This window comes from Methylocystis sp. Sn-Cys (assembly GCF_016745395.1).
In the GTDB taxonomy this organism is placed as follows: Bacteria; Pseudomonadota; Alphaproteobacteria; order Rhizobiales; family Beijerinckiaceae; genus Methylocystis; species Methylocystis iwaonis.
In genome coordinates this window covers 421791-444141 of record NZ_JAERVJ010000001.1, presented here as the reverse complement: position 1 = coordinate 444141, position 22351 = coordinate 421791, and the positions used below count along the sequence as shown (strand labels likewise).

22 protein-coding genes and 1 tRNA gene are annotated in these 22351 nt (G+C 63.3%); 6 read left to right on the top strand and 17 right to left on the bottom strand.

Going from position 1 to position 22351, the window contains the following annotated elements; genetic code table 11:
- The first annotated feature begins 2 nt into the window (after nt 1-2).
- The 4 genes from JJT62_RS02075 (at nt 3) to JJT62_RS02060 (ending at nt 3125) form a co-directional block, all read left to right on the top strand.
- Nucleotides 3-776, top strand: coding sequence for a DUF2063 domain-containing protein (locus JJT62_RS02075; protein ID WP_202071019.1), 774 nt, complete (start codon nt 3-5; stop codon nt 774-776).
- Between the two features lie 13 nt (nt 777-789).
- Complete coding sequence (locus JJT62_RS02070) at nt 790-1275, top strand: DoxX family protein (protein WP_202071018.1); 486 nt, start codon at nt 790-792, stop codon at nt 1273-1275.
- 188 nt (nt 1276-1463) lie between these two features.
- The gene (locus tag JJT62_RS02065; RefSeq protein ID WP_202071017.1) at nt 1464-2054 is read left to right on the top strand and encodes a TlpA disulfide reductase family protein; all 591 of its coding nucleotides are present in this window, start codon (nt 1464-1466) and stop codon (nt 2052-2054) included.
- 531 nt (nt 2055-2585) lie between these two features.
- A complete protein-coding gene (locus JJT62_RS02060; protein ID WP_202071016.1) occupies nt 2586-3125 on the top strand; it encodes a hypothetical protein in 540 nt (179 codons plus the stop codon).
- Nucleotides 3126-3188: 63 nt separating this feature from the next.
- On the opposite strand, the gene JJT62_RS02055 is transcribed toward JJT62_RS02060, so the two are convergent.
- Together JJT62_RS02055 and JJT62_RS02050 are read right to left on the bottom strand one after the other, a co-directional pair.
- Nucleotides 3189-4316 (bottom strand): acyltransferase family protein, encoded by a 1128-nt coding sequence (locus JJT62_RS02055; protein ID WP_202071015.1) that lies wholly within the window; start codon nt 4314-4316, stop codon nt 3189-3191.
- A 423-nt stretch (nt 4317-4739) separates the two neighbouring features.
- Nucleotides 4740-4815: transfer RNA gene (locus tag JJT62_RS02050), tRNA-Phe, on the bottom strand.
- A 132-nt stretch (nt 4816-4947) separates the two neighbouring features.
- Here JJT62_RS02050 and JJT62_RS02045 point away from each other — a divergent pair.
- Entirely contained in the window at nt 4948-5301 is a 354-nt protein-coding gene (locus tag JJT62_RS02045; protein WP_202071014.1) for a RidA family protein, read from the top strand.
- On the opposite strand, the gene JJT62_RS02040 is transcribed toward JJT62_RS02045, so the two are convergent.
- A complete protein-coding gene (locus tag JJT62_RS02040; protein WP_202071013.1) occupies nt 5285-6067 on the bottom strand; it encodes a molybdopterin-synthase adenylyltransferase MoeB in 783 nt (260 codons plus the stop codon). The genes JJT62_RS02045 and JJT62_RS02040 overlap by 17 nt on opposite strands.
- A gap of 92 nt (nt 6068-6159) precedes the next feature.
- Between JJT62_RS02040 and JJT62_RS02035 the strand changes: the two genes are divergently transcribed.
- Nucleotides 6160-6531: a hypothetical protein gene (locus JJT62_RS02035; protein ID WP_202071012.1), complete on the top strand. Its 372-nt coding sequence runs from the start codon at nt 6160-6162 to the stop codon at nt 6529-6531.
- Here JJT62_RS02035 and JJT62_RS02030 read toward each other — a convergent pair.
- The 14 genes from JJT62_RS02030 to JJT62_RS01965 form a co-directional block, all read right to left on the bottom strand.
- Nucleotides 6481-7569: a glycosyltransferase family 1 protein gene (locus JJT62_RS02030; protein ID WP_202071011.1), complete on the bottom strand. Its 1089-nt coding sequence runs from the start codon at nt 7567-7569 to the stop codon at nt 6481-6483. The genes JJT62_RS02035 and JJT62_RS02030 overlap by 51 nt on opposite strands.
- A 1-nt stretch (nt 7570) precedes the next feature.
- Nucleotides 7571-8431 carry a UDP-2,3-diacylglucosamine diphosphatase gene (locus tag JJT62_RS02025; protein WP_202071010.1) on the bottom strand — a complete coding sequence of 287 codons (861 nt, stop codon included), beginning with the start codon at nt 8429-8431 and terminating at the stop codon, nt 7571-7573.
- Nucleotides 8432-8610: 179 nt separating this feature from the next.
- Nucleotides 8611-9915, bottom strand: a complete 1305-nt coding sequence (locus JJT62_RS02020) for an HlyC/CorC family transporter (RefSeq protein WP_202071009.1) — start codon at nt 9913-9915, stop codon at nt 8611-8613.
- 5 nt (nt 9916-9920) lie between these two features.
- A complete protein-coding gene (aroB, locus tag JJT62_RS02015; RefSeq protein WP_202071008.1) occupies nt 9921-11708 on the bottom strand; it encodes a 3-dehydroquinate synthase in 1788 nt (595 codons plus the stop codon).
- Nucleotides 11709-11754: 46 nt separating this feature from the next.
- Complete coding sequence (locus JJT62_RS02010; RefSeq protein WP_202071007.1) at nt 11755-12477, bottom strand: NUDIX hydrolase; 723 nt, start codon at nt 12475-12477, stop codon at nt 11755-11757.
- A complete protein-coding gene (locus JJT62_RS02005) occupies nt 12474-13385 on the bottom strand; it encodes a PhzF family phenazine biosynthesis protein (protein ID WP_202071006.1) in 912 nt (303 codons plus the stop codon). The genes JJT62_RS02010 and JJT62_RS02005 overlap by 4 nt, the downstream gene beginning before the upstream one ends.
- Nucleotides 13386-13397: 12 nt before the next feature.
- Nucleotides 13398-14276 carry a nuclear transport factor 2 family protein gene (locus JJT62_RS02000; protein WP_202071005.1) on the bottom strand — a complete coding sequence of 293 codons (879 nt, stop codon included), beginning with the start codon at nt 14274-14276 and terminating at the stop codon, nt 13398-13400.
- A 150-nt stretch (nt 14277-14426) separates the two neighbouring features.
- On the bottom strand, nt 14427-15311 hold the full coding sequence (locus JJT62_RS01995; protein WP_202071004.1) for a nuclear transport factor 2 family protein: 885 nt from the start codon (nt 15309-15311) through the stop codon (nt 14427-14429).
- A gap of 64 nt (nt 15312-15375) precedes the next feature.
- Nucleotides 15376-16434: a ketol-acid reductoisomerase gene (gene ilvC / locus JJT62_RS01990; protein ID WP_330084939.1), complete on the bottom strand. Its 1059-nt coding sequence runs from the start codon at nt 16432-16434 to the stop codon at nt 15376-15378.
- 117 nt (nt 16435-16551) lie between these two features.
- A complete protein-coding gene (locus JJT62_RS01985) occupies nt 16552-18051 on the bottom strand; it encodes an outer membrane protein (protein ID WP_202071002.1) in 1500 nt (499 codons plus the stop codon).
- 171 nt (nt 18052-18222) lie between these two features.
- Entirely contained in the window at nt 18223-18774 is a 552-nt protein-coding gene (ilvN, locus tag JJT62_RS01980) for an acetolactate synthase small subunit (RefSeq protein WP_202071001.1), read from the bottom strand.
- A 93-nt stretch (nt 18775-18867) separates the two neighbouring features.
- Entirely contained in the window at nt 18868-20640 is a 1773-nt protein-coding gene (locus JJT62_RS01975) for an acetolactate synthase 3 large subunit (RefSeq protein ID WP_202071000.1), read from the bottom strand.
- A 321-nt stretch (nt 20641-20961) separates the two neighbouring features.
- A complete protein-coding gene (locus JJT62_RS01970; protein ID WP_202070999.1) occupies nt 20962-21579 on the bottom strand; it encodes a glutathione S-transferase family protein in 618 nt (205 codons plus the stop codon).
- Nucleotides 21580-21660: 81 nt separating this feature from the next.
- Nucleotides 21661-22104: a L,D-transpeptidase gene (locus JJT62_RS01965; protein WP_202070998.1), complete on the bottom strand. Its 444-nt coding sequence runs from the start codon at nt 22102-22104 to the stop codon at nt 21661-21663.
- Between the last annotated feature and the right edge of the window lie 247 nt (nt 22105-22351).

Below are 22351 nucleotides of genomic sequence, written 5' to 3'. Positions count from 1 at the left end.
CCATGCGTTCTTTCGACCATGCCGGGCCATTCGCGGCAGCGTTGCTCGATCCCGACGCCCGGCCTCCGCAGCCCCTCGAGGCGCCCGATGTCGCGCGCCGTTTCGCGGTTTATCGCAACAACGTGTTTTCCAGCCTCATACATGCGCTGGAAGCCCAGTTCCCCGTCTGCCGCAGACTCGTAGGCGACGATTTTTTTAGAGGCATGGCGCAGGAATATATAAGGCGTTCGCCTCCGGCGTCTCCGGTGCTCTCGGAATATGGCGTCTCCTTCCCCGACTTCGTCGCGGCATTCGATCCAGCTCTCGAGTTGCCTTACCTTCCGGATGTCGCCCGGCTGGAGTTCGACATTGCGCGTTCTGGCGATGCAGAGGATGCAACGCCGATTTCAAATGAGGATCTTCTCGCCCTGTCGGGAGAGCAGATCGCCCGATCCCGGCTGCGGTTGCATCCCTCCTTGTTTCTGCGGTCATCCAGCTATCCGATCGTATCGATCTGGCTCACGAACAGCTTCGACGCCGAGGTCGAAACTTTGGACGCTTCCGTGGCGGAAGATGCGCTGATTGTTCGTCCATATCGGAACGTCGAGGTTCACCGGCTCCCCGCCGGGGGATTTCATTTCATGCGCGCCCTCGCCGAGGGCCACACGCTTGCTTCCGCGGCCCCCGTTGCGCAAGCGCGGGAGCCGCGCTTCGACCTCGCCGCTTGCGCCGGGCTGCTGATCTCGTCTGGCGCGATCCTGGCCTTGAAGCCTCTTCTCCCCGCCGCCGACAGTTGAGCCGGAGACCCCCATGAGACTGTTTCACTCGATCGCACACTATCTGGACGCGATTCCCTACTCGGTGCTCGCGCTTGTTCTGCGCTTTGTCGCCGCCCGGCCTTTCTTCATCTCGGGGCAGACAAAAATTGAAGGACCAACGATTGGCGGAGAATATTTCAGCTATGATATGACGATCCAGATTCCGACCAGCCTGCGAGACGCGACGGTCGCGTTGTTCGAGAATGATTATAAATTGCCGTTTCTTCCGCCCGAGAAAGCCGCTCTGCTGACAGCGGGGCTCGAATTCATTCTGCCTCTGCTGGTGTTTCTTGGCCTTGCAACGAGAATCTCGGCGTTGGGTTTGCTTATCATGACGCTGGTCATCCAGTTTTTCGTATATCCCGACGCTTGGTGGACCGCGCATGTCTACTGGGCAACGCTGCTGCTCATTCTCGTTGCGCGCGGTCCCGGAAAAATCTCCCTCGATTTTTTGCTTTTTCGGGAACGGCGCGCCTGATCTTCCGTAACCTTTCCACGCGTTCTCACGAAACCGATTACGACGCCGCGGTCGGTATCGTGCCCCAAAAACGTCGGCCGTGCGTCGACTCTCAGGCGGTGGCGGCAGGAGAGCGCTCGCTCTCGACGTCGCCTCCCTGCCTGAGAGTTCGAATGCGCTGGCGCCGTGGATGTACAAGAGGGTCATCCATGACAAATGCGGTTTGGCTGGCGCTTTTCGCGCTCGCCGCCTTCGCTCTCGAGGGGGCGTTGTCCTTGTCGCCGGCGCAAGCTCAGGCCGACATGCCGGCGCTGCAAACCAATAGTTCGCAATTCGTCGAACTGAGGCCCAGGTCCGACGCGCCCCAGCTTTCATTGGAGAGACTCGACGGAAAGTCGATGCGACTGGACGCTTTCCGAGGAAAAGTGATTCTCATGGCCTTCTGGGCGACATGGTGCCCGCCCTGTCGAAGAGAATTACGCTCGCTGCAGCGTTTGAGGGCGCAGGCGAATCCTCGCAAGCTCGAAATCGTCCCGATCTCCGTCGACACGCAGGGAAAAAATGCCGTCGCAGGGTTTCTGCAGCGCATGGACGTGAACGAACTCCCCATTTATCTGGATAACCGGCAAAAGATCGCCGCCCGCGCAGATGCAGAAGCAAATGCGCCGTTCACCCTCTACGGGATGCCGATCACTTATGTGATAGATAAAAATGGTTCGGTCGTCGGTTACATCACGGGCGAAGTCGATTGGACGTCGCCGGAAGCCATGTCGTTCCTGACATATTTTACAGAGCAATGAACTTACGGCTTCGGGGGACAGACCGGATTGTCGCAGTGCTTCGCGTTTGGAAATAAGTCTGTCGACAGCTTTTCTTCCCGGCCAACCGAGGAAACCGCCCCCCGCGATAATGGATGACGGGGTCATGGACATTCCGAGATCGGCCGCAAGGCGCGCCTGCCCCGCAAGACATCATGGTTGCGACACATCGCGCGCCGCGTCAGCAATAGTCTTTTCAAGCTTCGGACGCCGATTCATGCCTATACGCGCTCATCGTGAGGTGACATCTCGTTCGTTCATCTCAAAGACCTGCGCGAACGTAAAGGCGCAAGGACAGCGCGATCCTCGCGGTGATCGACGCTAGGTTTGGAGGGGCGGCGCCGATCAGACTTTTGGTTCGCGCAATCTCACCCGAGGTTACGCATGAGACGCCAGTAGCGCTCCCGAGACGCAATCTCTTTCGTCTTTCCGCAATTGCAACAGTAACCATCCGGCGACTTTCCCGAAATCATCTTCGTTGCGTCGCCGCTTCCACTAAAGGAAACTGGACCTATGAATATGCAATTTTTCGCGCGGCTTTTCGCCGCCGCCGGCATTATGCTCGCTCTGCCCGCCCAGGCAGACGACACAAAAAATCTCGTCGTCGCCTTGCGCGGCGCCGCAATAGGGCAGGTAAGGCCTGTGCCAAGGACGCCACAAGGCTCGACGCAAGCCAACTGCTTCGATCTTCAACTGGTCGACGTGCGGAAGGGCGAAATCATTGGAACCGCGACCGACTGCCTGTCGGATTTCACGCCGGAGGGCAATGGGACATCGCTGACCGCCACGACCATTTTCCATTTCCGCGAGGGTACTCTGGTGTCGCGCGGCCGCACGACGGTTCAACCTGTAAGCCCTACCGCCGCTCCGTCTCCCGCGACGCACATCACAGGTTCGATCCCCGTACCGGGAAGCAATGAAGTTCTTTCCGGCGACGGCAGGTTTCGTGGAAAGGCCGCGACAGTCCGTCTCTCCGGCGCGGTCGATTTGAGCCAGCTTGCAAGCGCGAACAAGATCGCGTTCGACTGTATTTTCGTTATTGACTTTCTGTAATCCGTAGTACGAAGCGGCGGGCCGACCTGCGACGCTCGGTCCGCCGATTGCCTTTGCAATTGTTCAAGTCTCCAAAGACTGCTCGATCTTGATTGGCGCAATGCGAAACATTCTCGGCCGCTCGAAAAGGCAACGCCAACCCAATCGCTCGGCGGCATGATAGATCGATAGCGCGCCCATTAGGCTTGAACAGGTGACGACCATCGAGACGAGGCCTACGTCGCTGATGACGCCGGTTTTCACCAGAACAGCGCGCGACAGCGCCATCGGCAGGAAGAATGCGAGATAGATTGCAATAGAGCGCCGGCCGAAGTAGCGGAACACGCCGAAGACCTTCGCCTCCGCCAGGAGCGCAGCGACTGAAATTACGGCGAGCGCGCCGAAGAGACCTAGAAAGAACGATACTAACGGGAATTGCGCATAACCGACAGACACGAGGAGCCCGTTCAGGACGCCCCAAACCAGGAGGCCGAAGAATCCCTGCGCCGGGCGAGACCGAACCGCCGCCGCAAAAGCAAAGATTTCTGACGAGAAGATATATCCCGTGAGGAAAAAAACGTATCGCGCCGCAAATTCGTCGACGAGTAGCACACCGGTGTGGAAATGAGCGACCTCTAAGGCGCCGGCGAGGACGTAGAGCAAGAGCGGCGGCACGCCCTTCAGCAGCTTCGTGGTCACGAAAAAGACAGACAGGATATAGACGAACCAGAGCGTCCCGAAGGGCTCGACAAAAGCTGTCAGATAATCTCGAAGGGCCGTCCAGCCGTCTGAATGGGCGATGATGGCGGGGGCTTTGAAGGCGAATTGTATCGTCAGCCAAAGAACGTAGAAATAGGCAAAATGCAGGACTTTGCGGTCGAGATATAACCGCCAGTCCCGTTCGATCGTCCTGGCAAGGAACAGGCCCGAGATCAGAAAGAAATCAGGCATCCTGAACGGCTTTGCAAACTCGACAAACGGGTGAACGAAACCCTCCGACGATAGCGCATTTTCAACTCCCAGCGTCGAATGCATCATAACGACGAGCACAATGCAAAAGCCTTTGGCGTAATCGACCCAATCCACCCGCGCGTCTTCCGCCAGTTTGGAACGCCTGAGGAAGATCGCCGCCCGAATGCTTTGATTCGGGCCGATTTCGAGCTCAGGCGCAATTGGCCCGTTATCTGCGAAATTTCCCGCAACTGAGCTCATGCGGTCCTCCAGAATTGAGCTTGCGAATTACAGCGAATTTCAGAAGCCAATTCGCGTGGCGCCCACGCAGAGGTTACGAAGGCGCTCACGAATAAAGTGGAGGCTACCATTAATAGTAAATTCTCGATTCCATTCGAAGCACGGACAACCGCCGCTCCTTTGGCGTTGAGATCGCATCGGCAGATAGCAACGAACCAGCGGCGCTCGGACGCGTTGCGCACCCGGTGGCCTGTCGCGCACGGTGACGCTCAAGGATTGACAATGGCCATTTCGAATGTCGCGAAAGTAGAGGCGGACGCCTTTCTAGCAAGGGGCCAGCAAGGGCGCGGAGGTAAGTCGCCGAATATCGGAGCGTACGATTGCGAAGAGAGGGGCGCCCGCGAGGTTCCCTTAAATTATGAGTAGGATTTCGGAGGATGGGAGTGGTGCCCAGGGGCGGAATCGAACCACCGACACTGCGATTTTCAGTCGCATGCTCTACCAACTGAGCTACCTGGGCGCGCGCGCAGCGCGTGGAGGGGCTTATAGAAAGGGCTTTGCCTCTTGTCCAGCGGTCGAGCGAAACTTTTCTCGCTTCTTGCCGGCCGGCCGAGCTTCGCCTAAACCCTCGGCGCAAACTCCGGGAGGCATTATGAGCGATATCAGGCGAATTGGCGCGGGCCCGCGCATGAGCAAGGCGGTCGTGCGCGGCAACGCCGTCTATACGGCGGGCCAGGTGGCCGAAAAGACCAAGGGCGGCTCCGTCGCCGACCAGACGCGGGAAATTCTCGGCCTGATCGACGAGCTGCTCGCCGAGGCCGGCAGCGAGAAGGCCAAGATCCTCTCCGTCACCATCTATCTTTCCGACATTTCGACCTTTCCCGAGATGAACAGCGTCTGGGACGTCTGGGTCGACAAGCAGAACCCGCCCGCCCGCGCGACGGTCGAGGCGAAGCTCGTGGCGCCGGAATATAAGGTCGAGATCGCCGTTATCGCGGCGAAATAGTCCCCGACAGCAGATTCTCGGGGTCCCAGGCGTAGCGCAAAGTCTCGAAGCGCATCGCGAGCGTGTCGATCAGGAGCAGGCGGCCGACGAGCCCCTCTCCGAAACCGACAATCTCGCGAATCACTTCGAGCGCCATCATGGAGCCGGCGACGCCCGTCAAAGCGCCGAGAATGCCGGCCTCCTCGCAGCTCGGCACGGTCCCGGGCGGCGGCGGCTCGGGGAAGAGGCAGCGATAGGTGGGGTTGGGGGCGCCGTCCGCCCCCGCCTCGAAGGGGCGCAGCGTCGTGAGCGAGGCGTCGAACCCGCCGACAGCGGCCGTGACCAGCGGCTTTTTCTCGAAAAAGCAGGCGTCTGAAACCAGATAGCGGGTGGCGAAATTGTCCGAGCCGTCCGCCACCACGTCGTAGCGCGCAATCAGGGCCCGCGCATTGTCTTCGGTGAGTCGCATCGCATACTGCTCCACGCGAACATGCGGATTGAGGCGGGCGATGGCCTCCCGGGCGCTTTCGACCTTCAGGCGGCCGACGCCGTAAGTCTCGTGAATGATCTGGCGCTGCAGATTGGAGAGGGACACGGCGTCATTATCCACGATGCCGATCGTCCCCACGCCGGCGGCGGCGAGATATTGCAGCAAGGGCGCGCCGAGCCCGCCCGCGCCGACAACGAGCACCCGCGCCGCCTTGAGCTTCTGCTGGCCCGGCCCGCCGATTTCGCGCAGAACAAGATGGCGGGCGTAGCGTTCGATCTCCTCCGGCGAGAGGCTCATTCTGTCTTCCTGTAACGGCGCTTGCATAACGCGCCAGCTCGGCGATGCTGCGTTCGTCGCCGATTCGCTCGGCACAGCAGACGGTCCTTTTCATGACCATAACCTCTTCGGCGCCCGCCCTCCAACTGGCGGATTACGAGGCGATCGAATCGACGCTCATGGCGACGGCGCGCGGCCGCGCATTCCTCGCTGAATATGCGCGCCGGGCGCGCGGGTCGGACAACGCCAGTCTGCTGGCGGCGATCGAACGGCTGGAGGCGCGGCTCGACGCGCAAGCCGGCGCGATTGCGGGTTTGGTCGAAGAGGCCGCAGACGGCGCCTCGGGCGACGCCCCTGACGCGGAAACCGCGGTTATCGCGGCGCCTCGGCCGGAACCGAGCTCGCCCGTCGACGACCCGCGCCTCGCGGCGCTGTCACGGCTGGACGGTCTGCCCCTTGTCGACCGCCTTGCGCTGTTCTCCTGAATTCTTCAGGGCTGCGAGGCCAACCGGCCCCAACGACGCTGCGCCACGCGCATAGGCGATATTGTCGAGAAATTCGCGGGCGCAATTTTCCCAAGTGAAGGCGCGCGCATAGGCGTGAGCCGCCTCGCGCGGGATGTCGAGCGCCGCCAGCGCCGCCGTGCGCAGATCTTCGTCCAATACGCCGACATTGCTGCCGCCCAAGACGTCGAGCGGCCCCATCACCGGATAGGCCGCCACTGGCAGGCCGCAGGCGAGCGCCTCCAGCAGCACGATGCCGAACGTGTCGGTGCGGCTCGGGAAGACGAAGACGTCGGAGGAGGCGTAAAGCGCCGCAAGCTCGGAAGGCGTCTTGAAGCCGAGGAAACGCGCGTCAGGGAATCGGGCCTCCAACGCCGCGCGGTCGGGGCCGTCGCCGGCGATGAGCTTCGTTCCGGGCAGGTCGAGCGCGAGGAAGGCCTCGACATTCTTCTCAACAGCCAGACGCCCGGCATAGAGAAAAATCGGCCTAGGGAAATCGAGCGGGATTTTGGCTTTCGGGTTGAAAATCGAATGGTCGACGCCGCGGGACCAGCGCAGCAGGCGGCGAAACCCGCGCGCGTCGAGCTCGCGCGCAAGGCTGGGCGTCGCGACCATCACGCCGGCGCCGGCGTTATGGAAGCGCCGCAGCGCCGCATAGGCCAGGCCCACCGGCAGGCCGGTGCGCGCATGGATATATTCCGGAAAGCGCGTGTGGAAGCTCGTCGTGAAGACGCGCTTGTCCCGCAGGCAGACCGCGCGCGCCGCAAGGCCAATGGGGCCTTCGGTGGCGATATGGATATGGTCGTAGCCTTGGGCCAACCGGCGGCGCACGGCGCGAGGCGTCGCCAGCGCGAGCGAGATCTCGCGATAGGTCGGCATGGGAAAGGAATTGAAATCGCGCGGCGTCAGAAAGTCGATCTCGGCGCCGAGAGGCCCCGCCGCCTGCGCGATTGATTCCAGAGACCGCACGACGCCGTTGACTTGCGGGCGCCACGCATCCGTCGCAACAAGTATCCGCATCTTACGCAGCCGCCGCCTTCGGCGCAGGCAGCGCCTTCACAGGCTGATTGGCCGACGCGGCCGCGCGCTCGGCCGCCGTCGTGCGCCAGCGCAAAATTTCGAAACTGCCGTCCTCATGCTCGGCGATGGCCGTGCAGCTCTCGACGAAATCGCCGGTGTTCACGTAAAGCATGCTGTTGATCGTCTTGATCGTCGCATGATGGATATGGCCGCAAACGACGCCATCGACGCCGCGGCGCTCGGCCTCGGCGGCGAGGGTCTCCTCGAAATCGCCGATGAAGTTGACTGCTTCTTTGACCTTCAATTTCGCCCAGGCGGAGAAGGACCAATAGCCGACGCCGAACAAGCGGCGGGCGCGGTTGAGGACCGTATTGGCCGCGATGGCGGCGTCATAGGCCCAATCGCCGAGCAAAGCGAGCCAGCGGGCGTTGCGGACGACGATATCGAATTCGTCGCCGTGTATAATGAGCATTTTCTTGCCAGTGGCGGTCTCGTGGATCGCATGATGCACGACCTCGACGCCGCCGAAGGTCAGCCCGGTATAGTCGCGCGCGAATTCGTCGTGATTGCCGGGGACATAGATGACCCGCGCGCCCTTGCGCACCCTGCGCAGCAGCTTTTGCACCACGTCATTGTGCGCCTGCGGCCAATGCCAGCCTTTGCGCAGCTTCCAGCCGTCCACAATGTCGCCGACGAGATAGATCGTCTCGGCGTCATTGTGCTTGAGGAAATCCAGCAGCAGATGCGCCTGTGAGGCCTTGGCGCCGAGATGCAGGTCGGAAAGGAAGAGGGTGCGGTAGCGCTTGGGCTCGGGCTCGACCGCCAGATTGGCGCGGAAATTCGCAAGATTCTGTTCGGGCATGAGCGTGTTCGCCTCCCCGCCATCGGATTAGTCTTGCGTCATTCAACAGATTCAGGTCACAGCGAGATGACAGCGGGGTGGGCGTCCCCGTCATTGCGAGCGCAGCGACGCAATCCGCGAGCCTCGGTGGCCGGCCTGGATTGCTTCGTCGCTACGCTCCTCGCAATGACGGCGTTAGCTCAGACCCCCGCCTCGGCCTCCTGCGGCGTCACCCGCAGCGCAGTTACGCGGTTTCGGATCCGGCGCATCACTTCGAAGCGGAAGCCGTGGAAGGTGAACACCTGGCCCGCCTCGGGAATCGCGCCCGCCTCATGGATCACGAGGCCAGCGATGGTCGTCGCCTCCTCGTCCGGCAGGCTCCAGGCCATGACGCGGTTGAGGTCGCGCACCGGCACCGCGCCGTCGACCAGCACCGAACCGTCCGGCTGCGGCCGAACGCCCTGCACGGCGAGATCGTGCTCGTCGCGAATATCGCCGACGATCTCCTCCAGAATGTCTTCGAGGGTGACGAGGCCCATCACCTCGCCATATTCGTCCACGACCAGCGCGAAATGCGTCTTGCGCTTGAGGAAGGCCTCGAGCTGATCTTCGAGCGTCGTCGCCTCCGGCACGAACCAGGGGGCGAACATCACCTCGTCGACGTCAATCTTCGCGGCGTCGCCGCCGGCGGCGTCCAGCGCCCGCAGCAGATCCTTCGAATGCAGCACGCCGACGAAATTATCCGGTCGCTCCCGCCACAGCGGCAGGCGTGTGAACGGCGACGACAGCACCTCGCGCACGATCTGGACGGGAGGAAGATCGGCGTCGATCGTGCGCATTTTGGTGCGGTGGATCATCACATCGGCGACATGCAGTACCTGCAAATCGAGCACGCCGCCGAACATGTCGCGCGCCGAGCGCTCGACCTCGCCCTCTTCATGCAGAATATCGACCGCGCCCTTGAGCTCCTCATAGGGCGAGATCAAGGTGCGGCCATGGCTGAGCTCCACGCCCACGAGGCCCAGCACGGTCCGCACGAACCACTCCACCGCCGCCAGCACCGGCCCGAAGATCGAAACAAACGGCATGATGAAACGCGCCACGCGCAGCGACATGGCGTCGGGGTGGTTGATCGCGAGCGTTTTCGGCAGAACCTCCGCGAAGACCAGAAGCAACGCCGTCATGAGGATCGTGGCGTAGACCGCGCCGTTTTCCCCGGCGACCGCTGTCAGCACGCTCGTGGTGAAGGCCGAGCCGCCGATATTGACCAAAGTGCTGCCGAGCAGCAGCGCCGCGATCATGCGGTTGCGCTGACGCAGCAGCCGGTTGACGGCTCCGGCGCGCTTGTCGCCCTCTTTTTCGAGCGTATGCATGCGGGCGTGCGAGGCCGCAGTCAGCGCCGTCTCGGAGCCGGAGAAAAAGGCCGACAGCAAAACGCAGGCGATGACGACGAGCACGTCCGTCCACGCGAAAGACCCGCCGCCGCCGGTGTCGAGCCCGTGCATGACCGTTACCGCGCCAATTCGTCGTTGAGAAAGCCAAGGACCTCGGTCGGCTCGACCGACTTCGCGATGAAAGCTTCGCCGATCGCGCGCAGGAGAATGAAGGTGAGAGCCCCGGCTTCAACCTTCTTGTCTTGATACATGGCGCTGACGATGGCGTGAACGTCGGCGTTCCAGCCGGGGATCTGCCGGATTTCGGTCGGCAGGCCGACGCTCGCGAGATGCCGCGCGATGCGGTCGGCGTCTTCCTTCGAGCAGAGGCCGAGCCGAGTCGAGAAGCGCGCGGCGCAGGCCATGCCGATGGCGACGCCCTCGCCATGGACGAGCCGCTCGCTGTCGTAGCCGGTGAGCAGCTCGAAGGCGTGGCCGAAGGTGTGGCCGAGATTGAGCAAGGCGCGGTCGCCTTGCTCCGTTTCGTCCCGCGCGACGATCATCGCCTTGGTCTCGCAGCTCACCGCCACGGCGCAAATCTGTTCGGCGCGGCTGTGGAACACGGCCTCGACGTCGGCCTCCAGCCATTCGAAGAAGCGCTTGTCGCCGATGAGGCCATATTTCACCACCTCGGCGTAGCCGGCGCGGAACTCGCGCAGCGAGAGGGTGCGCAGCACGTCGACGTCGGCGAGCACCAGCAAGGGCTGGTGGAAGGCGCCGAGGAGATTCTTGCCGAAGGAGGAGTTGATCCCGGTCTTGCCGCCAACCGAGGAATCGACCTGCGAGAGGAGCGTCGTCGGGATTTGCACGAAGAGCGAGCCGCGGCGCACGCTCGCCGCGACATAACCCGCGAGATCGCCCACGACGCCGCCGCCGAAGGCGACGATCAGGTCGCGGCGCTCGATCTTGGCCTCGAGCACCTCGTCGCAGACGCGCCCGAAGGTCGTGAGCGACTTAGAGCCTTCGCCAGGCTTCACGACGATCGTCGAATAGCGGATGCCCGCCTTTTTCAGGCTTTCTTCGAGCGTGGCCAGATGCAGCCGGGCGACATTCTCGTCGGTCACGATCGCGCAGGCCGCGCCGGGCGCGACGCGCTTGATATGCTCTCCCGCCTCTTCGAGGAGATTAGAGCCGATGAAAATGTCATAGGAGCGCCCGCCCAGCGCGACATGCACGGTCTCTCGATGCGCTGCGCCCTGCTCGGTCTGCGGACGGTCCAAATGCAGATGGGTCATGGCCTTGGTAAAATCCTTCTTCTGCGCGGCGCGGGCGGCGGCAACGCGCGGCAGGCTGGCGAAAAGGGCGTCGAGCGTCTCCTCCACCATAACGTCCTGCGGCTCGTCGCGCGATTGAACGCGAATGTCGGCGAGCTCATAGACCGGCCGGCGCTTTTCGAGGAGCTGGCGCAGCGTTTCTTCTGGGTCGTCAGTGTGGAGCAGCGGGCGGTCGTTCTTGCGGCGCACGCGCTTCATCAGCGTCTTCAGATCGGCGTCCAGCCAGACGGAAATCGCCCGCTCGCCGATCCGCTCGCGCGTGCGCGGGTCCATGAAAGCGCCGCCTCCGGTGGCCAGCACCATCGGCCCCGCATTGAGGAGCCGCATGATCACCCGGCGCTCGCCGTCACGAAAGTAGCGCTCGCCATATTTGGCGAAGATCTCGGGGATAGTCATGCCGGCGGCTGCCGTGACGATCTCCGCGTCGGCGTCCACGAAGGGCAATCCCAGGCGCATCGCGAGGCGCTGGCCGATAGCGCTTTTGCCCGAGCCCATCATGCCGACGAAGACGAGGGCCCGGCCGGCAAGCCCGGCCCGGATGGCGGCAATGTGCTCGTCTCCGGTGCAGCCGAATGTTTCCGTTCGTGTCATGGCCGGCAATCTATACCGAGCAAAGGGGAAATTCAGCCGGGGAATTTCAGGCCCAAGCAGCCGCGTGGGCCAGAAAGGCGGTCATGAAGGTCGGAAGGCGCGGATCGACGTGACGCCCCGGCGCCAGCATATGCGCGTCGCTGAGCTCTGGCTTGGCCTCCCCCGCGATATGCGCGCGCACTTGTTCTCTTATCGCCGAGGCCGGCGCCGGCCAGTCTATCCGTTTGAGGCAGGCGATGCGCTGGCCATCGAAAATCACGCTCCAGCCCGGCGCCGCGGCGCCGTCGGCAGCGTGAAGCCCCGTCTCTTCGAGAAGCTCGCGCACGAGACTTCCCTCCAGATCGACCACGCCGCCCTCGATGACATCGGAGGGGTCGGGTGTGCCGCCGGGAAAATAGCGGTAGCCGGCGACGGAATGGCCGGGGCCCATCTCGCCCAGGAGATAGCACCCGTCGCTAGAGCGCACGGCCGGCATGGCGAAGCAGTTGAAAACACTCGTATCCCGCCAGCCCAACTCCCGCCAGCCAAGGAAATGCGAAAAGCGGGTCTCGAAGGCGTCGAGCCTGAGCGTCCGCTGGCCGGCGTCCTCGACGACCTCGGCGCGGCAAGCGAGCAGCACAGGCCCGTCATAGAGGGCCGGATTGCGTGCGACCCGCTCGTCCCAATGCCGGCCCATCTCCTCGGCCGCTTCCTCGGCGTAAGCCCAGCGATGCGCGACGAGACGGCAATCGAGCCTGTCGACCTCGACAATTTGCGGCGCGTCGCTCAAATGAACAGCCTCCCCTGCCCGACGCGCACCACCTGGCCGCCAATGGCGATTCGCGTCAGCTCCCGGTTCTCGACCGCCATCCGCAAGGTGATGCGCGACGGGCGGCCCATTGCGTGCCCTTGCTCGATGAAGAGCTGATGCTCGCCGTCAGCGGGACGTTCGAACTCCAGCGCCACTCCGGCGAAGGCCGCGGCGGCGGCGCCGGTCGCAGGATCTTCGTCTATGCCGACCCCATTAGCGAACATTCGGGCGTTGATGGCGCAGGCCGTATCGACTGTCTCTCTTGTGTAAAGATAGGCGCCGACGGCCGCGCCCATCGCCGCGGAAAACGCATCCGGCGAGCGGCGAGCCCGATCGAGAACCTCGCGCGAGCGCACCGGCACAAAGACGAAGGCCGGACCAGCCGCGTAAACGACCGGGACATGCGACCCGAAGCCGATGTCCTCGACTGAAAGCGAGAGTGCGGAAGCAAGTGCTGCGGCCGAAGGGGCGCCGTCGAGGCGCTGCGGCGTGAAGGGCGGCGTGACTTCGACATAGGTGGCTTTGCCGAAGCCCCGCAACGCCTCGCAGCGTAGCACGCCGATCGCGGCTTCCAGCGCCACCACGATCCCATGCCGGGAGAGAAGCTCTCCTGCCCGCTGCTCCGCAAGAAGAGCTGCGGCGCCAATGGTCGGGTGGCCGGCGAAGGGCAGTTCGCGCTTGGGCGTAAAAATGCGGATGCGGGCGCTGTTCGTCGGGTCTCGCGGCTCCGAGAGGAACACCGTCTCGCTGAGATTGAACTCGCGGGCGACGTCCTGCATCTCGGCGTCCCGCAACGGCGCGTCGAGCTCCACGACCGCAAGCGGATTGCCCGCGAAGCGGCGGTCGGTGAATACGTCAAGGAGGTGATAGGAGAGGCTTCTCGTCACGTCTCTCTCGAACTAGCCCTGCATCTGCAGGAGCGCGACATTGTCGCGGAACTCCAGGAGCTCGACGATCATCCCGTCTTCGAAGCGTACGAAATTTGCGAGGTCGACGACGCCGCGCCGGCCCGTGCCGCGGTGGCGCCACTCCACGGAGCGGCGAACGGCGAGCGCCCCGCCATCGACGATCATCTCCGGCGCCGCGCCGCCTACCTGCTCGAATTCCATGCCCACAGTCCGGATGATATTGGTGAGAGCGTCGATCCCGCGGTGGCGGCCCGCATAGAATATCTTCGAGCGATCGCCGACAAATTCGCAGACGACATCCGGCGAGCAATATTGCCGGAAGAGCGCGACGTCCGGGCCCTGGCGGGAAAAGCTTCCGACGTCCGTCATCCGCTGGACCATCTCGTCCCGGGCGAGACCGGGCTCCGGCGCGCGCATCAGCTTTTCCAGACTTCCCGGCGGATCGACCGCGCGCGAGGCCGCGTGATGATCGATGAACTCGTGCATCCGCACGATCTTGTCCTTCCGCCAGCGCAGGAAATAAGCCATGTCCATGGCGTAGACTCGGCCGGTCGCACGGCGTCGCCAATTGGCGACGCAATGGAGCGCAGCGGCGGCGCCCTCAACGAGCACCGACCGAACCTCTGCGTCGAGTGGCTCATATTCGATGTCGGTGCGTCTTAAATTCTCGCGCAAGGCGTCGCGGCCGCGCCACTGGCCGGTTGGAAAATAGCCGACAGTTGCGCCGTTGTGGCTGATTTCCACATCGTCGGCGAAATAGTCGAGGACGGCCGGCGCGTCGCCCGCCATGCGCCGTTTCAAGAGATCGTGGACGCGCCTGCGCGTCTCATTGTCGGCGTCCTGGTTCGAACGCCAGTCCCACCCGTGCATTTGAGCCTGCGCCTCGAGGGCTCCATTCGCCCCGCGCCAAGCCGTCTGCCCCTCAGGCGGCTTGGTTTGCTTCTGATTAATTATGCAGGCGAGGCTGCTTTGTCGACACGCTTACGCCCGTAAGCGGCGCCAGCGAAGCCCAAATAGCAGTCAGTCCTGCATGCGTATGAGCGTGCCGGTGTCTCTAAACTCGATAAATTCGACGACTAACCCATCCTCGAATCTGACAAAATCGGCCAGCTCCGAACATCCGGCCCGACCGGTGCCACGGTGACGCCAAGCCACCTGCCGGCGTCCCGCCACTCTGGCCTCATCCGCAATCATTTCCGGCACGACAAGCGGCCATTGTTCGAAATCGACGCGGATCGCCTGGATAATGCCGAGCATCGTCTCGATCCCTTTATGACGGCCCGCATAGGGAATGCGTAGTCGATCCCCCATGAATTCGCAGACGATGTCCGGGGAGCACCATTCGCGCAGAAGGTCGAGATCGGGCCCGTCAGCTTCGAAACTGACGAGGCGGCGCGCCCGCTGTTCCATATCCTCGCGGCTCAAACCGGAGGGCAAAGGCGTCAACAGGCTTTCGAAATTCGGCTGAATCGGCGTCGCGGACAGCGCGGGGCTATGGGCGTCGAAGAACTCATGCATCTCGACGACGCGGCCGCCAGGGCCCCAGCGCAGGAAATGGGCGGCGTCTATTGTGTAGATCTTGCTGGTGGCGTGGCGCCGCCAATCGCCCCGCCAGCGGACCGCGGCGCGATCGCCGTCGACCATAATGTCGAGGATCTCGTGCTCGAGCGGGAAATAATCCTCGTCCGTGCGGCGGAAAAGCTGGCGCAGCGCCGGGGCCCCGTTCCAAACGTCGGGCCCGACAATTCCCTCTCGCCATGCGTTGCAATAGACAACGACCCGAGGGTCGAGATAGGCGGCAAAGCGCGCGTAATCGCGGCGCATGCGCAGCTCGAGCATTTCGGAGATGAGGCGACGCATTTCCGCGGCGGTCAGCCCAACCGTGCGGTTGCCCCCACTCTGCATGCCTCCTGCCCCCGTCGCGAGAAACCGGCGCGGGAGCCCCTTCCCGCGCCGGCCTTATTTTGCCTTAGTTTCGCTCTTTGTCGACCAGCTTGTTCTTGCCGATCCAGGGCATCATGGCGCGAAGACGCGCGCCAACTTCCTCGATCGGATGCGCGGCGTTGCGCGCGCGCGTCGCCTTGAACGACGTCTGGCTGACCTTGTTTTCGAGCATCCAGTCGCGGGTGAACTTACCCGACTGAATATCCTCGAGAACGCGCTTCATCTCGGCCTTGGTGTCCTTGGTGACGATGCGCGGGCCGGTGACATATTCGCCATATTCGGCCGTGTTGGAGACCGAGTAATTCATATTGGCGATGCCGCCCTCATAGATGAGGTCGACGATGAGCTTCACCTCGTGCAGGCACTCGAAATAGGCCATCTCGGGGGCGTAGCCCGCCTCGACCAGCGTCTCGAAGCCATTGCGAATCAGCTCCACGAGGCCGCCGCAGAGCACGACCTGCTCGCCGAAGAGATCAGTCTCGCATTCCTCGCGGAAGGTCGTCTCGATGATGCCGGCCTTGCCGCCGCCGATCGCGGAGGCATAGGAGAGCGCAATGTCCTTGGCGTTGCCCGAGGCGTCCTGATGGACCGCGACGAGGCAAGGCACGCCGCCGCCCTTGAGATATTCGCCGCGCACCGTGTGGCCGGGGCCCTTGGGGGCGACCATCAGCACGTCGAGGTCCTTGCGCGGCTCGATGAGGTTGAAGTGGATGTTGAGGCCGTGGGCGAAGAATAGCGCCGCGCCCTGCTTGAGGTTCGGGGCCAGCTCATTGGCGTAAATCTCGCCCTGCAGTTCGTCGGGCGTGAGCATCATGACGACGTCGGCCCATTTGGCGGCCTCCGGCACGCTCATGACCTTGAGGCCGGCGCCTTCCGCTTTGGCGGCGGAGGCGGAGCCCGGACGCAGGCCGACGGCGACTTCCGGAACGCCGCTTTCCTTCAGGTTCAACGCATGGGCAAAACCCTGGCTGCCATAGCCGATGATGGCGACCTTCTTGCCCTTGATCAGATTGATGTCGGCGTCCCGATCATAGTAAACGCGCATTTCCTGTCGTTCCCTTGGGTGTCTGTTGTTTTGGCGGATGACGGGACCGCCCGTAACGTCATTGAATGTCGCGCCCCTTCTACGCGGGGCGGCCGCCAAGGTCAAAGGCCGCCGAGCGTTCGCGGCCTTTTTCACGCGCAGCGGCGGCAAGAAAGGTCAGTAGCTGGCGGCGACCGGCGCGGGCGCCGCGCCGCCGAAACGCCAGTTGAGGCCAACACGGGTGACGTTGGTCGTGAAGCGGCTCGTTGTGAAAGCGCCGGCGAAGGGCGTGAGGCCAAGGCCCACGGCAGGACCGCTGACGCCGTCGAGGCTGACGTAAAGATATTCGGCTTTCAGCGAAAGGTTCTGCGTCAGCGCATATTCGGAGCCGCCGCCAACCGTCCAGCCGACATGCGTGCGGGCGCCCGACCCTGAAAACAGCGCGCCGGCGAACTGCAATCCCGTCGTGGTGATTTCGCCATAGGCGACGCCGCCCGTGGCGTAGGCCAGGGCGCGCCCCGAGGCAAAGCCCAGACGCGCGCGCGTCGTGCCGAACCAGCTCATGCCGTTCGGCGTGTCGGTGAAGACGAAGCCGCCGGGAACCCCCACGGTCGTCGCCTGGTGCCAGGCCTTCACGCCGCTCCATTGCGCGTCGCTTTCGACGCCAAGGACGATTTGGTTGGCAAGCTGATAATTATAGCCGATCTGTCCGCCCGCGATGGCTCCGCCCGTGCGGTTCGAGGCATAGGTCGAGAAGGCGAGGCCGGGTTGCCCGAAAGCCGTGACGCCCCCGACCTTGCCGCCGCCATAGCCGCCGTTCACGCCGACATAAAAGCCGGTCCAATCGACCTCCGGCTTTTGAAACAGCATGGCCAAAACCCCGCCTTCCGGCAGGAAGTCGCCGGCGCCGCCAAAGTGGTAGTTGACCCCTGCGCGGACCATATGCGCCTGCATCAGGCCGGTGGAGAATGAGCCGACCAGCGCCGGCAGCGGCGGCGCCGTCAGGCCGGCTGCGGGGGCGGAGACGCCCGGCAGTTGGAGATAAAGATACTCCGCCCGCGCCGAGAGGCGGTTTGAAAGGGAGATATCGAGGCCGGCGCCCGCGGTCCAGCCCACATTGGTGGAGCGCCTATAGCCGGAGGTGACGAGGCCTGCGGCGAGCGCCTGCACGCCATTGGCGGAAACCTCGCCATAGGCGACGCCGCCCGTCACGTAAGGAAGCAGGCGCCCAAAGGCGAAGCCGAGCCGGCCGCGCGTCGTGCCGAACCAGTCGAGATTCTGCCGCGTATTGGCGTAAGTGAAGAGCAATGGCGCGGAGGCCGTGGTCGTCGCCTGATGCGAGGAGCCGAGGTCGCTCCATTGCATATCGCTCTCGAGGCCGAGCACGACGCCATTGGCAAATTGGTAATCGTAGCCGACCTGCCCGCCGATGAACCAGCCGCCGCCCTGGTCGAAGGTGCGCGTCGTCGTTCCCAAGAAGGGATTGGCGATGGCGACATTCGCCGAATATACCGCGCCGCCATAGCCGGAATTATAGCCGATGTGGAAACCCGTCCAGGTGAAGATCGGCGCGGGCGGGGCCGGCGGCGGACCCTTGCGGGAGGGAAGATCGGCAGCTTGCGCGGGAAGCGCCAAGGCCCAGAACGCCACGCTGGAGAATAAAAGCTTTTTGAACATTCGGGCGCTCCACGCCGGGCCTGCATTGGCGGCAGTCGTACGTCCCAGAATGATCAAGGCTGGTAAAGCGTCAACGCGCGGCGTCCCGGCAAGCTTTACCGCCGGGCGCTTTTGCGCGCGGCTGTGTCATTTGGGCAACGAAGCCCGTTCGACCGAGCTCGAGGCGGGCGCTCAGATTGGCTCCGGCCCGCGCGAAATGGCGGCGACGCCGGTGCGCGAGACTTCGACAAGGCCGATGGGCCGCATGAGATCGACGAATTCGTCGATCTTCTCGGGCCTTCCCGTCAGTTCGAAGATGAAGCTCTCGGTCGTCGCGTCGACCACACGGGCGCGGAACGCCTCGGCAAGCTGCAGCGCGTCATTGCGATTGTCGCCGCGCCCGCGCACCTTGACCATGGCCAGCTCGCGCTCGAGCGCCCGCTTCGAGAGCGTGAGATCCGTCACCTGCCGCACGGGAACGATGCGCTCCAGTTGATGATGAATCTGCTCGATCGTCTCGGGGGCGCCGGAGGTGACGATGGTGATGCGCGAGCGGTGCTCGGCATGGGCCACCTCGGCGACGGTAAGGCTCTCGATATTATAGCCGCGCCCCGAAAACAGGCCGACGACGCGCGCGAGCACGCCCGGCTCATTGTCGACGAGCACGGAAAGCGTGTGCGACTCGACCTTGGAGTTGGGCGTCGCCGCGGAATAGGGGGACGGCGGGGAAGCTGGAGCGTTCATGGGTGTCGGCCTGTTCAGCAACCGCCGTCATTGCGAGCCGAAGGCTGCGCGCAATGACAGCGCAAATTATTGGGCAGCGAAGCGCGTCGAAACTTAAACGAGCATCTTGCCCTTTTCGTCGATGATCGCGCCGATGTCGACGCCTGCGTCATCCGAAAGATCGGCGAGCAGCATGTCGTTGTGCGCCTTGCCCGAAGGGATCATCGGGAAGCAATTCTCGACCTTGTCGACGAGGCAGTCGAAGAGCACCGGCCCGTCATAGTCGATCATCTCCTGAATGGCGGCGTCGAGCAGCTTGGGGTCCGAGCAGCGAATGCCCTTGGCCCCGAAGGCTTCGGCGAGCTTCACGAAATCCGGCAGCGCTTCCGAATAGCTGTGCGAATAGCGCCCGCCATGCAGCAGCTCCTGCCACTGGCGCACCATGCCCATATATTCGTTGTTGAGGATGAAGACCTTCACCGGCAGGCGGAACTGGATCGCCGTCGAGAGTTCCTGAATGTTCATCAGGATCGAGGCCTCGCCCGCAATGTCGATGACGAGCGCGCTGGGATGAGCGAGCTGCGCGCCGATGGCGGCGGGCAGGCCATAGCCCATGGTGCCGAGCCCACCGGAAGTCATCCAGCGGTTCGGCTCCTCGAAATGATAATGCTGCGCGGCCCACATCTGATGCTGGCCGACCTCGGTCGTGACGTAAGAGTCGCGGTCCTTGGTCAGCGCATAGAGACGCTGCACGGCGTATTGCGGCTTGATGGTCGTGTCGGAGTTGCGGAAGGCAAGCGATTTCTTCTCCCGCCATTCCGAGATCTGCGACCACCACTGATCGAGCGGCTGCTTGTCGGCGTGCATCGCCTCGGCGCGCCAGATGCGCACCATGGCTTCGAGCACATGGCCGCAATCGCCGACGATGGCGAGATCGACCTTGACGTTCTTGTTGATCGACGAGCGGTCGATGTCGATGTGGATTTTCTTCGAGCCCGGCGAGAAAGCGTCGAGACGCCCGGTGATGCGATCATCGAAGCGCGAGCCGACCGCGATCATCAGATCGCAATCATGCATGGCGTTATTGGCTTCATAAGTGCCATGCATGCCGAGCATGCCGAGCCAGTTCTGGCCGGAGCCCGGATAGGCGCCAAGACCCATCAGCGTCGAGGTGATGGGAAAGCCCGTGAGGCTCACCAATTCGCGCAGCAGGGTCGAGGCCGAAGGGCCGGAATTGATGACGCCGCCGCCGGTGTAGAAGATCGGCCGCTTGGCGGCCGCCATCATCTTCACCGCCTCGCGGATCGCGTCCATATCGGCGTCGAGCTTGGGCTGATAGGTCTTGTGCTGCGCGACGCGCGGCGCCGAATATTCGCCGCGCGCGAATTGCACGTCTTTGGGAATGTCGATCACCACCGGGCCCGGACGGCCCGAGGTCGCGACATAAAAGGCCTCGTGCAGAATACGCGGCAGGTCCGCGATATTTTTCACGAGATAATTATGCTTGGTGCAGTGGCGGGTGATGCCGACCGTGTCGCATTCCTGGAAGGCGTCGGAGCCGATGAGATGGGTCGGCACCTGGCCGGTGATGCAGACGAGCGGGATCGAATCCATCAGCGCGTCGGTGAGGCCGGTGATCGTGTTGGTGGCGCCGGGGCCCGAGGTGACGAGCAGCACGCCCACCTTACCGGAGGAGCGCGCATACCCCTCGGCCGCATGGGCCGCGCCCTGCTCGTGACGCACGAGAATGTGCTTCACCTGCTCCTGGTGAAAAAGAACGTCATAGATCGGAAGGACCGCGCCGCCGGGGTAGCCGAAGATAATCTCGACGCCCTGATCCTTCAGGGCCTCGACCACCATTTCTGCGCCGGTCATTTCCTTCGACATGGTCATTTTTCCGTTTCAACTCAGCGGCGGGCAATAAAAAAGGCCCTCTCCGGGGCCTTGGGGTCAAGCGCCATTGGCGGAATGCGGGCCTACTCCCGCTCCGTCTCCGGCGCCACATCTACTACGAGAAGACCGCGCATCGCGCCCCGCCTATCTTGATCTAGCGCGCAGAGGTTAAGGGAGGCGGGGCGGAGAATCAAGCGGCGATAACGGGCGCATTCGTCATCAAGCGTGACCCGCGCCCGTCATTACGAGCGAAGCGAAGCAATCCAGGAGCAGGCCCAGCCGCAGTGGGTTGTTGCGCCCGCTCGCGCCAGATCGTCACGCCCCCTCCGCGGCAAGCACATTCTTCACCGCCGGGTCCGCGGCCATCATGTCATGATGGGCGCGCACGGACGGAAATTCCGACAGCCCGTCATCCAGCAGGCTTTGCGCCCAGCGCTCCATGGGAAAGATATAGGCGTCGAGATAGCTGCGCCGCTCGCTCAGGAAAAAGCGCCGGCCGGCCAGATGCGCGTCGACAATGGCGAATTTTTTGTGCGCCAGCGCTTTCGCCGCCTCGCGAATATCGTCGAAGGCCTCCTTCTCCCGCGCACGCGTGTAGCGGTTCGGCACGAAGAGCGGGAAGAAGGCGGGGTGCAGATCGCCCGTGATGAAAAAACTCCAGCGGTCGGCCTCGGCCTCCTCCCGCGCCGAGCCATGGATGGCGAGGCCCGCTTTGGGAGAGCGCAAGGAGAGGTAGCGCAGGATCGCCGCGTCCTGGGTCAAAATCCAGCCCTCGCCATCGTCGAGCGCGGGCACGGCGCCGGCGGGGTTGATCTTGAGATAGTCCTTGTCGCCGAACGCGACTTCCTTCGTCGCATAGGGCTCGCCGATCCATTCGAGCACGATATGGGCGGCAAGCGAGCAGGCGCCGGGGTGGTAGTAGAGCGTGAACATGGCCGGAGCTCCTTTAGGAGACGCCCGGTTCAAATAGTGCGGCCCGCTTCCCGGCCGACACACGAGGCTCCGGGCCCGCCATCAACGGCTGGCGTAACGGGCGGGAGAGCTGACGATGGAAATGCTCGCGCCTTCGTTCTGGACCATTTCATAAAGCATCTTGGCGTGTTCCGGAGAGAGACGGACGCAGCCGTGTGAGGCGGGCGTGCCGAGCGCCGACAGCGCGTAAGTGCCGTGAATGGCGTAGCCGCCGCGAAAGAAGATCGAATAGGGCATCGGCGAGTTGTGGTATTTCTTCGAGTAATGCATCCGCTCCATGCCGATCGGCGCGAAACGCCCGAGCGGCGTCGTGAAGCCGGCGCGCGCCGTCGAAACCGGCCAGTCATAAGAGCCCGTGGCGGATTGGACGTGCATGTTCTGCGTCGTCAGATCGACGTCGATAACAACTTCGGCCTTCGCCGCGGAACCAATAGCAAAAACCGAAAGAGCGCCAGCGATGAGCGCGCAACTGAGAGATTTCTTCATTGTTGTATCCCCCTTGGCGGCGGTTCCCCTCGAACCGATGACGCCAAATTAGGAGGAAGAGGCTCGGGCCTCTGTGCGACAATGCACGCGGCCGGCATGGGCCTGTTTTCAGTGGAAGGCGATCGCGCCGGATCGGCTGGGCAGTCGTAGGGTTCTCATACGAGATCCGCTCGATTCGGCGCCATCGCCGACGCTCGCGCCGTTTGGATACACAGGGTATCACCGCCGTCATTGCGAGGAGGCGGAG

Bases quoted from the DNA above. Each gene is read 5' to 3' on its own strand.
- JJT62_RS02065 (WP_202071017.1), top strand. From the start codon at position 1,464: ATGACAAATGCGGTTTGGCTGGCGCTTTTCGCGCTCGCCGCCTTCGCT.
- JJT62_RS02025 (WP_202071010.1), bottom strand. From the start codon at position 8,431: ATGCCCGAACAGAATCTTGCGAATTTCCGCGCCAATCTGGCGGTCGAG.
- JJT62_RS02070 (WP_202071018.1), top strand. From the start codon at position 790: ATGAGACTGTTTCACTCGATCGCACACTATCTGGACGCGATTCCCTAC.
- JJT62_RS02055 (WP_202071015.1), bottom strand. From the start codon at position 4,316: ATGAGCTCAGTTGCGGGAAATTTCGCAGATAACGGGCCAATTGCGCCT.
- ilvN (WP_202071001.1), bottom strand. From the start codon at position 18,774: ATGAACGCTCCAGCTTCCCCGCCGTCCCCCTATTCCGCGGCGACGCCC.
- JJT62_RS01970 (WP_202070999.1), bottom strand. From the start codon at position 21,579: ATGTTCACGCTCTACTACCACCCCGGCGCCTGCTCGCTTGCCGCCCAT.
- JJT62_RS02035 (WP_202071012.1), top strand. From the start codon at position 6,160: ATGACCATAACCTCTTCGGCGCCCGCCCTCCAACTGGCGGATTACGAG.
- JJT62_RS02030 (WP_202071011.1), bottom strand. From the start codon at position 7,569: ATGCGGATACTTGTTGCGACGGATGCGTGGCGCCCGCAAGTCAACGGC.
- JJT62_RS02000 (WP_202071005.1), bottom strand. From the start codon at position 14,276: ATGCACGGGTGGGACTGGCGTTCGAACCAGGACGCCGACAATGAGACG.
- JJT62_RS01995 (WP_202071004.1), bottom strand. From the start codon at position 15,311: ATGCAGAGTGGGGGCAACCGCACGGTTGGGCTGACCGCCGCGGAAATG.
- JJT62_RS02020 (WP_202071009.1), bottom strand. From the start codon at position 9,915: ATGCACGGGCTCGACACCGGCGGCGGCGGGTCTTTCGCGTGGACGGAC.
- JJT62_RS02040 (WP_202071013.1), bottom strand. From the start codon at position 6,067: ATGAGCCTCTCGCCGGAGGAGATCGAACGCTACGCCCGCCATCTTGTT.
- JJT62_RS01975 (WP_202071000.1), bottom strand. From the start codon at position 20,640: ATGTCGAAGGAAATGACCGGCGCAGAAATGGTGGTCGAGGCCCTGAAG.
- JJT62_RS02075 (WP_202071019.1), top strand. From the start codon at position 3: ATGCGTTCTTTCGACCATGCCGGGCCATTCGCGGCAGCGTTGCTCGAT.
- JJT62_RS01985 (WP_202071002.1), bottom strand. From the start codon at position 18,051: ATGTTCAAAAAGCTTTTATTCTCCAGCGTGGCGTTCTGGGCCTTGGCG.
- JJT62_RS01965 (WP_202070998.1), bottom strand. From the start codon at position 22,104: ATGAAGAAATCTCTCAGTTGCGCGCTCATCGCTGGCGCTCTTTCGGTT.
- aroB (WP_202071008.1), bottom strand. From the start codon at position 11,708: ATGACACGAACGGAAACATTCGGCTGCACCGGAGACGAGCACATTGCC.
- JJT62_RS02045 (WP_202071014.1), top strand. From the start codon at position 4,948: ATGAGCGATATCAGGCGAATTGGCGCGGGCCCGCGCATGAGCAAGGCG.
- JJT62_RS02060 (WP_202071016.1), top strand. From the start codon at position 2,586: ATGAATATGCAATTTTTCGCGCGGCTTTTCGCCGCCGCCGGCATTATG.